This window comes from Streptomyces angustmyceticus, from assembly GCF_019933235.1.
Lineage (GTDB): Bacteria > Actinomycetota > Actinomycetes > Streptomycetales > Streptomycetaceae > Streptomyces > Streptomyces angustmyceticus.
The window spans coordinates 2,109,726-2,124,560 of the sequence record NZ_CP082945.1; the positions used below are offsets into that span (position 1 = coordinate 2,109,726).

9 protein-coding genes are annotated in these 14,835 nt (G+C 72.1%); 2 read left to right on the plus strand and 7 right to left on the minus strand.

All coding sequences use genetic code 11. The features are described 5' to 3' along the window. Positions 1–84 precede the first annotated feature (84 nt). Both K7396_RS09615 and nrdR read right to left on the minus strand, forming a co-directional pair. Positions 85–2,952, minus strand: coding sequence for a vitamin B12-dependent ribonucleotide reductase (locus K7396_RS09615; RefSeq protein ID WP_086718780.1), 2,868 nt, complete (start codon positions 2,950–2,952; stop codon positions 85–87). Positions 2,953–3,075: 123 nt separating this feature from the next. Next, positions 3,076–3,606, minus strand: coding sequence for a transcriptional regulator NrdR (gene nrdR, locus K7396_RS09620; protein WP_086718779.1), 531 nt, complete (start codon positions 3,604–3,606; stop codon positions 3,076–3,078). A gap of 547 nt (positions 3,607–4,153) precedes the next feature. Here nrdR and lexA point away from each other — a divergent pair. Further along, complete coding sequence (lexA, locus tag K7396_RS09625; protein WP_086718778.1) at positions 4,154–4,951, plus strand: transcriptional repressor LexA; 798 nt, start codon at positions 4,154–4,156, stop codon at positions 4,949–4,951. Positions 4,952–5,125: 174 nt separating this feature from the next. On the opposite strand, the gene K7396_RS09630 is transcribed toward lexA, so the two are convergent. The 5 genes from K7396_RS09630 to K7396_RS09650 form a co-directional block, all read right to left on the minus strand. Then, positions 5,126–7,129 (minus strand): ATP-dependent DNA helicase, encoded by a 2,004-nt coding sequence (locus tag K7396_RS09630; protein ID WP_086718777.1) that lies wholly within the window; start codon positions 7,127–7,129, stop codon positions 5,126–5,128. 42 nt (positions 7,130–7,171) lie between these two features. Then, a complete protein-coding gene (locus K7396_RS09635; protein WP_086718776.1) occupies positions 7,172–8,938 on the minus strand; it encodes an IucA/IucC family protein in 1,767 nt (588 codons plus the stop codon). 105 nt (positions 8,939–9,043) lie between these two features. Further along, on the minus strand, positions 9,044–9,742 hold the full coding sequence (locus K7396_RS09640) for a GNAT family N-acetyltransferase (RefSeq protein WP_152105077.1): 699 nt from the start codon (positions 9,740–9,742) through the stop codon (positions 9,044–9,046). 99 nt (positions 9,743–9,841) lie between these two features. After that, positions 9,842–11,860: an IucA/IucC family protein gene (locus K7396_RS09645; RefSeq protein ID WP_152105076.1), complete on the minus strand. Its 2,019-nt coding sequence runs from the start codon at positions 11,858–11,860 to the stop codon at positions 9,842–9,844. After that, complete coding sequence (locus K7396_RS09650; protein WP_086720012.1) at positions 11,857–13,251, minus strand: diaminobutyrate--2-oxoglutarate transaminase family protein; 1,395 nt, start codon at positions 13,249–13,251, stop codon at positions 11,857–11,859. The genes K7396_RS09645 and K7396_RS09650 overlap by 4 nt, the downstream gene beginning before the upstream one ends. Positions 13,252–13,529: 278 nt before the next feature. Here K7396_RS09650 and K7396_RS09655 point away from each other — a divergent pair, with 278 nt between their 5' ends. Next, positions 13,530–14,720, plus strand: coding sequence for a trypsin-like serine peptidase (locus K7396_RS09655; RefSeq protein WP_086720014.1), 1,191 nt, complete (start codon positions 13,530–13,532; stop codon positions 14,718–14,720). Positions 14,721–14,835: the final 115 nt, after the last annotated feature.

Consider the following 14,835-nt stretch of genomic DNA (forward strand, 5'->3'; position numbering starts at 1 on the left):
GGTCCCCTCTCTCATGCCCCGAGCCGCATCGGCCCGGGGCGCGGGCCGCGCGGGAGGACGCCTCCCGCGCGGACCCGCTCACGCTCAGCTGCAGCCGCTGGTCGACCCGCAGCCCTCACACAGGTAGCAGCTGCCGGCCCGCTGCATCTTCGTCCCGCAGGAGAAGCACAGCGGCGCGTCGGCGTTGATGCCCAGCTGCATCTCGACGAGCTCGGCATTGGTGTGCGCCTGCTTGGGGGCCGGTTCGGCGACCTCCTCGACGATCTTCGCCGCGGGGGCGGACTCCGTCTGGCGGGGCGCCGACTGGGCCAGGCCCTCGACGTCGACCTCGTCCTCGGACGGCTCGTACGAGCCGGTCTCCAGGTGGCGCTGGCGCTCCTCGACGGAGTGGATGCCGAGCGCCGAGCGGGTCTCGAACGGCAGGAAGTCCAGCGCCAGGCGGCGGAAGATGTAGTCGACGATCGACTGCGCCATCCGCACGTCCGGGTCGTCCGTCATGCCGGCCGGCTCGAAGCGCATGTTGGTGAACTTCGAGACGTAGGTCTCCAGCGGCACGCCGTACTGGAGGCCCACGGACACCGCGATGGAGAAGGCGTCCATCATGCCCGCGAGGGTCGAGCCCTGCTTGGACATCTTCAGGAAGACCTCGCCGAGACCGTCGTCCGGGTAGGAGTTGGCGGTCATGTAGCCCTCTGCGCCGCCGACCGTGAAGGAGGTGGTGATGCCGGGACGGCCCTTGGGGAGGCGCTTGCGCACCGGGCGGTACTCGACGACCTTCTTCTCCACCGGGGCCTCGGCCTCGACCTTGGCCTCCTCCTTCTTCTTGGCGGAGAGCGGCTGGCCGACCTTGCAGTTGTCGCGGTAGATCGCGAGCGCCTTCAGGCCGAGCTTCCAGCCCTCGAAGTAGACCTCCTCGATCTCCTCGACGGTGGCCGTCTCCGGGACATTGACCGTCTTGGAGATCGCACCGGAGAGGAAAGGCTGCGCGGCGGCCATCATGCGCACGTGGCCCATGGCGGAGATCGAGCGCACGCCCATGGCGCAGTCGAAGACCTCGTAGTGCTCGGTCTTCAGGGCCGGGGCGTCGACGACATTGCCGTGCTCGGCGATGTGGGCGACGATCGCCTCGACCTGCTCGGGCTGGTAGCCGAGCCGCTTGAGCGCCTTGGGGACCGTGTTGTTCACGATCTGCATGGAGCCGCCGCCGACCAGCTTCTTGAACTTGACCAGCGCCAGGTCCGGCTCGACGCCGGTGGTGTCGCAGTCCATCATCAGGCCGATGGTGCCGGTGGGGGCCAGCACGGAGGCCTGGGCGTTGCGGAAGCCGTTCTTCTCGCCGAGGCGCAGCACGTCCTGCCAGGCCTCGGTGGCCGCCGCCCACACCGGGGTGTCCAGGTCGTCCATGCGCACCGCGGTGCCGTTGGCGTCCGAGTGCTGCTTCATGACGCGCTTGTGGGCATCCGCGTTGCGGGCGTAGCCGTCGTACGGGCCGACGACCGCGGCCAGCTCGGCGGAGCGCTTGTAGGAGGTGCCCGTCATCAGGGAGGTGATGGCACCGGCCAGCGCGCGGCCGCCGTCGGAGTCGTAGGCGTGGCCGGTGGCCATCAGCAGGGCGCCGAGGTTGGCGTAGCCGATGCCCAGCTGGCGGTAGGCGCGGGTGGTCTCGCCGATCTTCTGGGTGGGGAAGTCGGCGAAGCAGATGGAGATGTCCATCGCGGTGATGACCAGCTCGACGACCTTGGCGAAGCGCTCGGCGTCGAAGGACTGGTTGCCCAGGTCGTCGTCGCGCAGGAACTTCAGGAGGTTGAGCGAGGCGAGGTTGCACGAGGAGTTGTCCAGGTGCATGTACTCGCTGCAGGGGTTGGACGCGGTGATCCGGCCCGACTCCGGCGAGGTGTGCCAGTGGTTGATGGTGTCGTCGTACTGGATGCCGGGGTCGGCGCACGCCCAGGCGGCCTCCGCCATCTTGCGGAAGAGACCCTTGGCGTCGACCTCCTCGATGACCTCACCGTTCATCCGGCCCCGGAGGCCGAACTTCGAGCCGGTCTCGACGGCCTTCATGAACTCGTCGTTCACCCGGACCGAGTTGTTGGCGTTCTGGTACTGGACGGACGTGATGTCGTCGCCGCCCAGGTCCATGTCGAAGCCCGCGTCGCGCAGCGCGCGGACCTTCTCCTCCTCCTTCACCTTGGTCTCGATGAAGGCCTCGACGTCCGGGTGGTCCACGTCCAGGACGACCATCTTGGCCGCGCGGCGGGTGGCGCCGCCCGACTTGATCGTTCCTGCGGACGCGTCGGCGCCGCGCATGAAGGAGACCGGGCCGGAGGCGTTGCCGCCGGAGGAGAGCAGCTCCTTGGAGGAGCGGATGCGGGAGAGGTTCAGGCCGGCGCCGGAGCCGCCCTTGAAGATCATCCCCTCTTCCTTGTACCAGTCGAGGATCGACTCCATGGAGTCGTCGACGGAGAGGATGAAGCAGGCGCTGACCTGCTGCGGCTGCTGGGTGCCGACGTTGAACCACACCGGCGAGTTGAAGCTGAAGACCTGGTGGAGCAGGGCGTAGGCCAGCTCGTGCTCGAAGATCTCGGCGTCCGCCGGGGAGGCGAAGTAGCCGTTCTCCTCGCCGCTCTTCCGGTAGGTCTTGACCACCCGGTCGATGAGCTGCTTGAGGCTCGCCTCACGGGTCGGGGAGCCCACCGCACCACGGAAGTACTTGCTCGTGACGATGTTGACCGCGTTCACCGACCAGAATTCGGGGAACTCGACGCCGCGCTGCTCGAAGTTGACCGAGCCGTCGCGCCAGTTGGTCATGACGACGTCACGAGACGCCCACTCCACCTCGTCGTACGGATGCACGCCGGGTGTGGTGTGGATGCGCTCGATACGCAGACCCTTGCTCGCCTTGCTGCCCTTGGCGCGGGAGCCTCGTGCCGGGCCGCTCGTCGTCTCTGTCATGCCGCCTCCCTGTATACGGGCAAACGCCCATATGTGCGCACTCATTCCGTGGCACGGTGTATGTCTTTCTGCGCCGGGGCGCCCTGCTCTCGCCCCGGTTCAGGTCCTGGATGCGCGCCGAGCTCAGTCGGCGGCGGTGGCGGGCACGGGAACGGCCGGGCCGCCGGCCTCCCCGTCGGTCCCGCATTCCTGCCCGGGCGGTTCCTGCTCGCGCTGCTCACGCAGCTCGGCGATGGCCGCCTCGAAGTCCTCGAGTGAATCGAAGGCCCGGTAAACGGACGCGAAGCGCAGGTACGCGACGAGGTCGAGTTCCTGCAGCGGGCCCAGTATGGCGAGCCCGACGTCATGGGTGGACAGCTCGGCGCTGCCGGTGGCGCGCACCGCCTCCTCGACCCGCTGGCCGAGCTTGGCGAGCGCGTCCTCGGTGACCGGGCGCCCCTGGCACGCCTTGCGCACCCCCGCGATGACCTTGTTGCGGCTGAAGGGCTCGGTGACCCCGCTCCGCTTGATCACCATCAGCGACGCCGTCTCGATGGTCGTGAAACGGCGGGAGCAGTCGGGGCACTGGCGGCGCCGGCGGATCGCCGTCCCGTCATCGGTGGTGCGGCTGTCGACGACCCGGCTGTCCGGGTGCCTGCAGAAGGGGCAGTGCATGGCTCCACCCTCCTCACCCTTGATATACGGACGTACGTACGCCAACGAGCCCGGCATACGGCGACAGACCTCCGGCCGGTCCGTACGGGCCCTTCGGAGCAGGCTCCAGCATAGGCGATTCCCGACCCCGCGAAGGACCAGGCACCACAACTTCTGGGTAACCGATCGCAGTCAACCACTACATGTGGTGCCGGGGCGCTTACATCCGCCTACCGCGTGTCGCGGCGGCGACGGGCCGGACGGTCGCCCACGAGAGTACGGGAAGCCACCCGGCCGGCGGCGCGGCGGGGCCAGGGTGACAGAATCGGCCGGGCCGCGAGGCCGACCACCGCGCCCCTCCGTACACCGGCCGTCCGACACACCCGAGGGCCGGGACGTCCGGGCTGCAGCGGCCCGCCGGGAGCGGCCTTTGCCGCTCGGCCATACACCCAGCCACTTGATCCGGGCATCCATTCGCCGAATATTTCACTCGAACGTGTGTTTGGCGCAACCTTTCGAAAGCAACTACCGTTGGCTAACTAGGGAGAACATTTCGAGAGGGGCCGACGTGACCACCACCGCAGACAGCGCGACCATCGCCGCACAGAGCCACTCCCAGAGCCGGTTCGAACCGCAGCAGGCACAGCGGCCGTCGATGGACGACGCCACGTCGGACTCCGAAGAGCCGAAGCCGGCCCGCTCGCTGCCCGGTCGCCCCCCGGGGATCCGGGCCGACAGCTCCGGGCTCACCGACCGCCAGCGCCGGGTGATCGAGGTGATCCGGGATTCGGTCCAGCGGCGCGGCTACCCACCGTCCATGCGCGAGATCGGCCAGGCCGTCGGGCTGTCCAGCACCTCGTCCGTCGCCCACCAGCTCATGGCCCTGGAGCGCAAGGGCTTCCTGCGGCGCGACCCGCACCGGCCCCGGGCGTACGAGGTCCGCGGCTCGGACCAGACCACCGCCGCCGCGACGGAGACCGCCGGCAAGCCCGCAGCCTCCTATGTCCCGCTGGTCGGCCGGATCGCCGCCGGTGGACCGATCCTCGCCGAGGAGTCGGTCGAGGACGTCTTCCCGCTCCCCCGCCAGCTCGTGGGCGACGGCGAACTGTTCGTCCTGAAGGTCGTCGGCGATTCCATGATCGAGGCCGCGATCTGCGACGGCGACTGGGTCACGGTCCGCCGCCAGCCGGTCGCCGAGAACGGCGACATCGTCGCCGCCATGCTGGACGGCGAGGCCACCGTCAAGCGCTTCAAGCGCGAGGACGGCCATGTGTGGCTGCTGCCGCACAACTCCGCGTACCAGCCGATCCCCGGCGACGAGGCGACCATTCTCGGCAAGGTGGTGGCGGTGCTGCGCCGCGTCTGACCCACCCCTGACCGCCGAGCCCCGGAACCACTGCGCCGGTTCCGGGGCTTGGTCTTGCCCTGCCCGGCTGCGTGCCGTGCCCGTTGTGCCGCTGTACCGCGACCGCCCCCGCACGGTGGCGGCGACGGCCGGGCCCGGCCTGCCCGCTGAGTGGTCACGGGGCAGGCCCACGCACTACGGCGTCTCCGCCGCCGGCTCCGCGGTCTCCGGGACCGGCGCCGCCTTGGCCGCCGCGTCGATGGCGGCGAGGGAGCGGCGGACCTGGTTGCGGTCGGTGGTGTACCAGAAGTCGGGCATCGACTTGCGCAGGAACGAGCCGTAGCGGGCCCGCTCCACGCGAGGGTCGAGGACGGCCACCACACCACGGTCGCCGGTCGCGCGGACCAGACGGCCGGCGCCCTGGGCCATCAGCAGCGCGGCATGGGTGGCGGCGACCGCCATGAAGCCGTTGCCGCCGGCCTCCTCCACGGCCTTCTGCCGGGCGCTCATCAGCGGGTCGTCCGGGCGCGGGAACGGCACCCGGTCCATGACGACCAGCTGGCAGTTCGCCCCCGGGACATCGACGCCCTGCCACAGGGACAGCGTGCCGAACAGGCAGGTACGGGCGTCGGCGGCGAAGGCCCGGATCAACTCGCCGAGGGTCTCCTCGCCCTGGAGCAGGATCGGCACGTCCAGCCGGCCGCGCAGCTCCTCGGCCGCGGCCTGGGCGGCGCGCATGGAGGAGAAGAGGCCGAGGGTGCGGCCGCCGGCGGCCTCGATCAGCTCGGTGAGTTCGTCGAGCATGTCGGTGCGGCTGCCCTCGCGGCCCGGCTGGGCGAGGTGCTTGGCGACGTAGAGGATGCCCTGCTTCGAGTAGTCGAAGGGCGAGCCGACGTCCAGGCCCTTCCAGGGCGGGACGTCCTCGCCCTCGGTGCCCTCGGGGGCCAGGCCCAGCGAGGCCGCGACGCCGTTGAAGTCGCCGCCCAGCTTGAGGGTGGCGGAGGTGAGGGTCACCGAGCGGTCGTCGAAGAGCTTCTCCCGCAGCAGGCCCGAGACGGACAGCGGGGCCACCCGGAGGGACGCGCCGAAGCGGTCGTGGCGTTCGTACCAGACCACGTCGTACTCGGAACCGTTGGCGATCCGCTCGGCGACGGCGTGGACGTTCTCCACCGCGGCGAGGGCCTGCTTGCGGACGGCGTCCTCGTCCTGGACCGACTTGTCGCGGGTCGAGCCGAGCGCCGCGACGACCGTACGGGCCGCGTCCCGCAGCGCCATCAGGCAGTAGCCGAGGTCCTCGGGGATCTCCTCCAGGCGGCCGGGCAGGGCCAGCTCCATGAGGCGCTCGAAAGTCTCCGCCGCGGTCTGGAGCTGGTCGGCGGCCTTCTCGTTGACGAGTTTGGCGGCCCGGCGGACGGCGCGGTTGACCTGTCCGGGGGTGAGCTCGCCGGTGGCGACGCCGGTGACCCGGGAGACCAGCTCATGGGCCTCGTCGACGATCAGGACCTCGTGCTGCGGGAGGACCGGGGCGCCCTCGATCGCGTCGATGGCGAGCAGCGCGTGGTTGGTGACGACGACGTCGGCGAGCTTGGCGCGCTCCCGGGCGGCCTCGGCGAAGCACTCCGCCCCGTAGGCGCACTTCGAGGCGCCCAGGCACTCGCGGGAGGAGACCGAGACCTGGCCCCAGGCGCGGTCGGAGACGCCGGGGGTCAGCGCGTCGCGGTCGCCGGTCTCGGTCTCGTCCGCCCAGTCGCGCAGTCGCAGCAGGTCCTTGCCGAGCTTGCTGGTCGGCGTCGCCTGCTCGAAGACGTCGAAGAGCCCGTCCTCCTCTTCCTGGGGGACGCCCTCATGGAGGCGGTGCAGGCACAGGTAGTTGGAGCGGCCCTTGAGCATGGCGAACTCGGGGCGGCGGCGCAGCAGCGGATGCAGCGCCTCGACCGTGCGCGGAAGATCGCGCTCGACGAGCTGGCGCTGCAGCGCCAGGGTGGCCGTGGCGACCACGACTCTCTCGCCGTGCGCGAGCGCCGGCACCAGGTAGCCGAGGGACTTTCCGGTGCCGGTGCCGGCCTGCACCAGCAGATGGGCCTGTTCGTCCACGGCCTCGGCGACGGCCTCGGCCATCGCCACCTGGCCGGGGCGCTCGGTGCCGCCGACGGCGGTGACGGCGGCGTGGAGCAGATCGGGGAGGGAGGGCTTTGTCATAGCGCTGCAAGCCTACGCGGGACCACTGACAGCCGGGTCCGGTCACGGGTGGTGGAGCGGATTGGGGACGGTGCCGTGCACGGCCGCGTGCGGGCGGTCGCGGCGGTCCCGGTAACCGTCCACATGCAGACGGTTGCGGTTCAGGCACAGCCGCTCGATGCGCGGGGTGAGCAGGTCGAAGGTCTCGTACCGCTCCTTGAGGGCGGGGAAGCGCTCGTGGTGGCGCAGGATCTCGGCCCGTACCAGGGACCAGAACTCCGTCTCGGGGACGTCCAGTTGGTCCGCGCACAGCGGGGCGAGGTAGCGGAAGACGCCGACGAACAGTCCGGAGTGGATGAACTGGGTGAGGAAGGAGGGCGGTTCGGTCAGCAGCACCGCCCGGACGTCGTCCGGCATGGAGTCGTGTTCGGGGAGCGGCCGGGAGCTGGTGTTGACGTCGTCGACGAAGTCCTTGACCGCGAGGCGGGTGGGGACGTCCTGCTCGTCGAAGACGACGATGGCGTTCTCGCCGTGCGGGGAGAAGACCGTGCCGTACTGGTAGAGGAAGTGCAGCAGGGGTGGCAGCAGGGCGGCGAACAGCCGTGCCAGCCAGTCGCGGGGGGCGAGCCCCGAGCGGCGCACCAGTTCCGCGGTCAGGGCGCGTCCCCGGGGGTCGGTCTGCAGCAGCGCGGCCAGGGTACGGGCGCGTTCGCCGGGGTCCAGCTGCCCGTCGAGCGGCTCGCGCCAGATACAGCCGAGCAGCTCCTTGAACTGGTACGGGACGCCGGGAAGCCGGTCGTAGAGGGGGTGCTCGACGGTGACCGAGGCGGTCTCGCCGAGGAGGATCACCCGGGTCTCGTCGCGCAGGTAGGAGTCGGCGTCGCGCAGCCCGTGCACCCAGCGGGTGACGGCGGGGGCGGCGAGGGTGCGCTCGGTGGGCAGTCCGCGCCAGACGAGGGTGTTGAGGATGGACAGCGGCAGTTTGACGGTTCGGGCCCGTGGGCGGCTGACGTTGAGGAAGGTGCGGATCGACTGCTGTGGCAGGCGGAGGTCGTTGTCAGTGGGCAGCGCGATGATGGATCTGTCCGCGAGTTGCGGCGCGAAGAGCGGGGCGATGGTCTCGTCCCACTGCCAGGGATGGACGGGGAGGTAGAGGTAGTCGGCGGGGTCCAGGCCCTCACCGGTGAGGGTGCGGGCGAAGGTGTGCCGGGTGGCGGGGTCCAGCTCCTCGCCGTAGAGACGGTCGGGGGTGGCCAGCGTGGGGATACCGCGGTAGTGGGCGATGCTGTGGTGGGCGGCGAGCCAGGGCAGGCGCTGGGGGGTGCGGGCCTCCGGGGCCCAGGTCGCCGCGTCGTTGGCGGAGAAGCCGAGCCGGCCCTTGTTCGCGACGAGCCAGGGGTGCCCGGTCTGGTGGCCTTCGAGGGTGGCGTAGTCGAGGTCGGCGAGCTCGGCGGCGGTGAGGGCGGTGGCGTCGAGCCGGGTGTCGGCGGCGAGGGTGGCGGTCAGCTCGCGGATGAGATGCCCGGTGGTGTCGCCGGACAGCTCCAGCACGGTGTCGTGCGCGTGGGTCAGGAAGCGGAAGAGGTCGGCGTCGGGGGTGAGCGAATCGGGGTCGACGCGCCAGTGGCCGTAAGCGCCGCGGCGGGCGCGGAAGCGGTAGACGAGGCCGTCGGTGACCGGCAGCCGGTATTGCGGGGTGCCGTCGGGCGCGGTGCCGTCGGGCTCGGGGGTGAGGACTTCCTCGTACGCGAACTCCGCCAGGGTCTTGGCGAACAGGCGGCGCGCGGCGTGCTGCCAGGCGCTGTGCGAAGGCTGGGGCTCAGGCGACAAGGCGGGCTCCTCGAAGCGGGACCGCCCCGGCACGTACGGGGGACAACCGGGGCAGCGGGGGTGGACGGCGGACCGGGGCGGGACCGACGACGGACGGCGCCGGGGTCAGAGCAGGTGGCGGTGGGCGCGGTCGCGGACCATCAACGCCGCGCGTTTGCCGGGAAGTTCGATCTCGTCGCCGTAGCGGAATCCCGCGCTCAGGAAGGCCGCGACGGAGGCGGTGTTGCGCAGATCCGGCTCGGCGAGGACGCGCGCGCACTGCGGCCGGTGGTCGAGGACGAGGTCGGCGGTGGCGCGCAACAGCATGGCGCCCAGCCCGCGCCCCCGGTCGCCGGCGCCGCCGATGAGCAGGTGGACACCGGTGTCCTGGGGCCGTGCCGGGTAGTGGCGGGCGAGGGGGTCGAGGTCGGCCCGGTAGATCTCCCAGTAGCTCATCGGGACACCGGCCAGCACCCCCAGGCAGGGCACGCTGCGGCCGTCGCCGTCGAGCTGGGGGCGAAGGTGGGCGGCGGTGGTCTCCGGCGGGCCCGCCAGCTCCCAGAAGGCCGCCACGGCCGGATCGTTCATCCAGCCGGTGATCCGGTCGAGGTCGCGGGCGGGCCGGACGGGGACGAGCTCGAACGGCCCCGCGGGAGTGTCGGCCGCTCCCCAGCCCGCCAGGTTGTCGAGCAGCGGCCCGGCGGCCGGGGCGTCGGGGGACGCCGGCCCGTGCCCCTCGGCGAACAGCGCGCCGAACTCGGGCGGGAGCTGCAGGTCGAGGGTGTCCTCGGAGCTGGAGCCGAGGCCGGAATCGGTGGGTGGCACGGCGGGGCTCTCCTCTCGTGGCCTCGTGCCGCGTGGCCTGGTGGGTCGCGGGGCGCCGGCGCCGGGGCGGAAGGCTGTCTCGGAGGCTGCGGTGGGCGGCTACGGGGCGAGGGGGTTGGGGAGGGTGACGTACACGGACTGGGTCTCGACCGGGCCGACGAGTTCGTCCAGACCGTGCAGCCGGGTCGCCAGATTGGCCTTGCAGCGCAGCGTGCGGGCGGCGAGCAGCTGCTCGGGGAGCGGCGAGCGGTGCGCCCGGGGGGCCGCCGCGGCATCGGCGAGGAACCGCCGGAAGGCGGCGAGGAGGATCTCCTCCCGGGCCAGGCGCTGCGAGCCGAAGGCGCCGATGAGGCCGAGGACGTTGTTGATGCCCAGGTAGTAGGCGAAGCGTTCGTCGGTGACGTCGTCGGCGACGAAGCTGTCGCTGTCCGCGCCGATACCGGGCAGTCGCCGCTCCAGTTCGGCGCGGCGGGAGGTGCGGAAGTAGTAGCCCTGGTTGTCGCGGTAGCGGCCGCCGACCGGCCAGCCGTGGGGGTCCAGCAGCACCACGGTGTTCTGCTGGTGGGCTTCGAGCACGACGCCGGCCGTGCCGTCGAGCCACAGCACGGGCCGCACGACCGCTTCCAGGTAGCGCAGGAACCATTCGGTGGCCACCGCCTCCAGGGGGCGGCCGGTGCGGGCGGCGAGCGTGGCGACGAGGTCGCCGAGCCGGGAGCGCACGCCCGAACGGCCGGGCCAGGGCCGCAGGGAGGTGAGGCCGGCGATGCACACGGCGTCGTCGGTGGTGCTGAAGGGGTTGTGGCGGATGACGACGTCCAGGCCCTGGACGGGTGCGCCGTCGAGGCCGTCGACGGCGAGGTAGGCGGGGTCGCGCACGATGTCGAAGCCGGGGTGGACGGTCTGCCACTGTTCGGCGAGGCCGGTGCGCAGCAGCCGGTGGACCTCCACCCCGCGGGCCAGTTCCTTGCGGAGGTTCTCCCGGCGGGAGTTGGTGATGCGCAGCCCGAGGGAGAGCTTCAGCATGGCGACGGCGTCGGGGCGGTAGACGGTGCGGACCGAGGAGGTGGGGTGCCAGAGCGGGCCGTGGGCGCCGAGGTCGTGCAGCAGACCGGCCTCGCGGAGGGCGGCGACGTCGGGGCGGTCGGCGAGTTCCCTGGCCTGCCAGGGGTGCAGCGGCAACGGCACGGTGCCGGCGGGGAGACGCAGGCCGTCCCCCGCGAACTCCCTGGCCAGCTGCTCGGCCGGTACGGGCTTGCCGCGTTCGGTCCAGGCGGAGTCGGCGGCCAGCACGGAGCGGTGCACGGCCGTCCAGTGCAGCGGGAAGGCGCCGCGGAGTTCGGGCGAATAGGCCCGGGTCTCGGCGTCGGACAGGCCCTCGCGGCTCTTGGGCGTGGGGTGCAGCGGGTGGCCGAGGAGGAGGGACTGTTCGGCTTCGAGGAAGAGGGCGCCGTGGTCGTCGGCGGGCCGGGCGCGCCGGTCGGTGAGGAAGACGGCGACGTTGCGCACGGAGTTGGCCACCCGGCCGATGAGTTCGGCGCCGTCGCCGTCCGGCGCCTGCCCTCCCGCGTCGTCCGGGGCCGGTCGCTCGTCGGTGTCCGCGACGCGGTGTTCGCCGCCGTCGGAGGCCCGGCGGTCGCCGTACGCGGCCTCCCGGCGCAGCAGCGCGGCGAGGGTGACGGCGTCCAGCGGGGCGGCGCCGGGCGGGGCGCCTTCGAGGGTGGGGGCGCCCAGGCGGTGCCAGCCCGTGGGCGACCAGTAGCGGACGGGGACGCGCAGGGCGCCCGCGGCGGCGCGCAGGGGGAGGCGCAGGCCGTCCTCGGCCGGGCGGGGGGTGCCGCTCTCCCTGATCCAGCAGCGCAGCAGGTGCTCGATGCCCGCGGCGTCGGCGGCGACCGCCGGGTCGGGGTGGTCGAGGGGGTCGTGGTCACCGGAGCGGAGGCAGTCGTACGGGCCGGGGGCGCCGTGGAGGGCGGCCGGGTCCGGGGTCTCGTGGGTGTGGCAGGTGTCGCCGGGGGCGCGCCGCTGCTGGCGCGGGACGGACTCGATGGTGCCCGCGCCCTGGTGGGCGGGGACGCGCTCGGCGGACTGGCCGCCGTCGGGGCCGGGGCGTTCGTTCATGGGGTGGTGCCTCGCATTGTCGTGGGGGACGAGCCCGTCGGCCCGGGGGTGGTGCGGACCGCCGCCGTGATGGCGTCGGCGAGGCGGTCGAGGATCGCGTCCGCCTGTTCGTCGGTGATGGTCAGGGGCGGCAGCAGCCGGACGACGGCGGAGTGCCTGCCGCCCAGTTCGACGATCAGGCCCCGGTCCAGGCAGGCGTGCTGGACGGCGGCGGCGAGCCGGGGGTCGGCGGGGCGGGCGCCGGTGGCGTCGGGGCCGGCGGTGCGGTCGACGAGTTCGACGCCGAGCATCAGCCCGCGGCCGCGGACGTCGCCGATGCAGTCGTGGGCGTCGGCGAGGGAGGTGAGGCGGTCGAGCATCCGGGCGCCGAGCTCTCCGGCGCGCCGGTCGAGGCCGTTGGCGCGGACGTGGGCGAGGGTGGCCGCGCCGGCGGCCATGGCGAGCTGATTGCCGCGGAAGGTGCCCGCGTGCGCCCCGGGCTGCCAGGCGTCGAGCTCCTCGCGGTAGACGATCACGGCGAGCGGCAGGCTGCCGCCGATCGCCTTCGACAGCACGATCACATCGGGCACGATGCCGCTGTGGTCGACCGCCCAGAAGGCGCCGGTGCGGCCGACGCCGGTCTGCACCTCGTCGACGATCAGCGGGATCTGGCGGGCGGCGGTGATCTCCCGCATCCGCCGCAGCCAGCTGTCCGGCGCGGGAATCACGCCGCCCTCGCCCTGGACCGGCTCCAGGATCATCCCGGCCGGGTGGGGCACGCCGCTCTTGTGGTCGTCGAGGAGGCTCTGGGTCCAGCGGGCGGCGAGTTCGGCGCCGCGCTCGCCGCCGGTCTGGAAGGGGCAGCGGTAGTCGTAGGGGTAGGGCAGCCGGACCACGTCGGTGTGCTGCGCTCCCCCGGAGGCGGCGAGCGCCTGTGCGGTCATGCCGTGGTAGGCGCCGGAGAAGGCCATCAGGCCGTCGCGGCCGGTCGCGGTGCGGACGAGCTTGAAGGCGGCCTCGACGGCGTCCGTGCCGGCCGGGCCGCAGAACTGGATACGCCCCTTTTCGGCCAACTCCCCCGGCAGCGTGGCGAAGAGTTCGGTGGTGAAGGCGTCCTTGACGGGGGTGGCCAGGTCGAGGACGTGCAGCGGCGCGCCGGAGTCGAGGACCGTCCGGATCGCTTCGAGCACCACCGGGTGGTTGTGGCCGAGCGCCAGGGTGCCGGCGCCGGAGAGGCAGTCGAGGTAGCGCCTGCCGTCGGCGCCCTCGATCGTCAGCCCGCGGGCGCGCACCGGGACGATGGGCAGCGAGCGCGCGTAGGTACGGGCAGCGGACTCGCGCAGGGACTGCCGCCGCAGGATCCCCTCATGGGCCGGCGGCGCGGCCGCCGGCACGGTTTCGGTCAACGCCACGGGAGTTGTGCCCTCCTGCTGGTGAGCTGCTGAATGCCGCGCGGGCTGGGGGCAGCCCGGCCGTCCCCCGTACGTACCAACGACGGCGGCGACCCGGGATCACGGCTGTGGGCAAGATCCTTGATGGCGCGGAACCGGGGACCCGAGTACCGCCGTCCCCATCGTCACCGGCATAGTGGGGTGTCGCGCCGAGATCTTGAGGTTCATGACAAAGAACGGACCGGCGCAACCCGCACAAGCCGCACCGGCTCAGTCGAACCACCAGGGGGAGCTCACCCATGCGATCCATACGTCGGCCAGTCCTGGCCGCCGCCGCCCTCACCGCCGTCGTGGCGCTCACCGCCACCGGCTGCGGGCCCGAGAGCGACAACGCGGACGCCAAGCCCAGCCAGTCCGCGGGCCAGGACGCCACGGGCGGGGGTGGCTTCCAGATTCCGCAGGACATCCAGGACAAGCTCAAGGAACACGGCTTCGACCTGGACAAGTGGAAGAACGGCGAGTGGAAGAACTGGAACCGGGACAAGTGGCTCCGGGAAGCCGGTGAGTTCATCAACCCGATCATCAAGGACTTCTGGGACAAGGACAAGATCGACAAGGTCAAGCCGCCCCAGGACCCCAGCAAGCCCGAGGACATCTCGGAGGACCAGGGGAAGACCGACCCCGAGCCCGCGGCCGTCCCGGCCCAGGCCGTCAAGACCCCGTACACCTCGACCGCTCCCGGCGTGGGCCTGCTGCTGTTCAGCACCCCCGAGGGCGGGTCTCGCTGCTCGGCCACCGTCGTCAAGGACCCGGCGCACCCCGGTAAGTCCAACCTGGTGTGGACCGCGGCGCACTGTGTGCACGCCGGCAAGAACGGCGGCTGGTACCGCAACATGATGTTCGTGCCGAACTTCAACAAGACCGGTGGCACCGAGGGCCAGTTGAAGGGCAAGCCGTACGAGGAGCGGGTCCCCTCCGGCAAGTGGTGGGCGGACGACATGGCGACGTCCCAGCAGTGGATCAAGGCCGGCGGCGCGGTTCCCGGCGTGCCGATGGCCCCGTACGACTTCGCGCTGATGCACGTGAAGCCCGAGGAGAGCACCGGCGGCAAGTCGCTGGAGGAGGTCGCCGGCGGCGCGTACGACGTCGACTTCAACGCCCCCGCGATGGCCAAGATCCCGAGCCTGACCGCGCAGGGCTACCCGGCCGAGGCGCCGTTCGACGGTGCGGCGCAGCAGCAGTGCACCGACAAGCCGACCCGCCTGTCGATGGACGCCAAGAAGCCGACCATGTACCGGATCGGCTGCACCATGACCGGTGGCTCCTCCGGCGGCCCCTGGTTCATGAAGGGCGCGGACGGCAAGCCGGTGCTGATCTCCAACATGTCGATGGGGCCGCGTCCGGCCCGCTGGTCCGCCGGTCCCCACCTGGGTCCCGAGGCCAAGAGCATGTTCGACACCATGAGCAAGAAGTGGGCGAACAAGCAGTAGACGGGTGAGGCGGGCGGCGCCGGGACGGTGCCCCCGCGCCCCTCGCAGGAGCATGACGAAGGCCCGCCCCCGGTCTCCCGGGGGCGGGCCTTCGCGCCGTTCGGTGCCGCGCGGC

Excerpts from the sequence above, each read along its gene's own strand:
- K7396_RS09615 (WP_086718780.1), bottom strand. The coding sequence starts at position 2,952 with ATGACAGAGACGACGAGCGGCCCGGCACGAGGCTCCCGCGCCAAGGGC.
- K7396_RS09630 (WP_086718777.1), bottom strand. The coding sequence starts at position 7,129 with ATGACAAAGCCCTCCCTCCCCGATCTGCTCCACGCCGCCGTCACCGCC.
- K7396_RS09655 (WP_086720014.1), top strand. The coding sequence starts at position 13,530 with ATGCGATCCATACGTCGGCCAGTCCTGGCCGCCGCCGCCCTCACCGCC.
- K7396_RS09645 (WP_152105076.1), bottom strand. The coding sequence starts at position 11,860 with ATGAACGAACGCCCCGGCCCCGACGGCGGCCAGTCCGCCGAGCGCGTC.
- nrdR (WP_086718779.1), bottom strand. The coding sequence starts at position 3,606 with ATGCACTGCCCCTTCTGCAGGCACCCGGACAGCCGGGTCGTCGACAGC.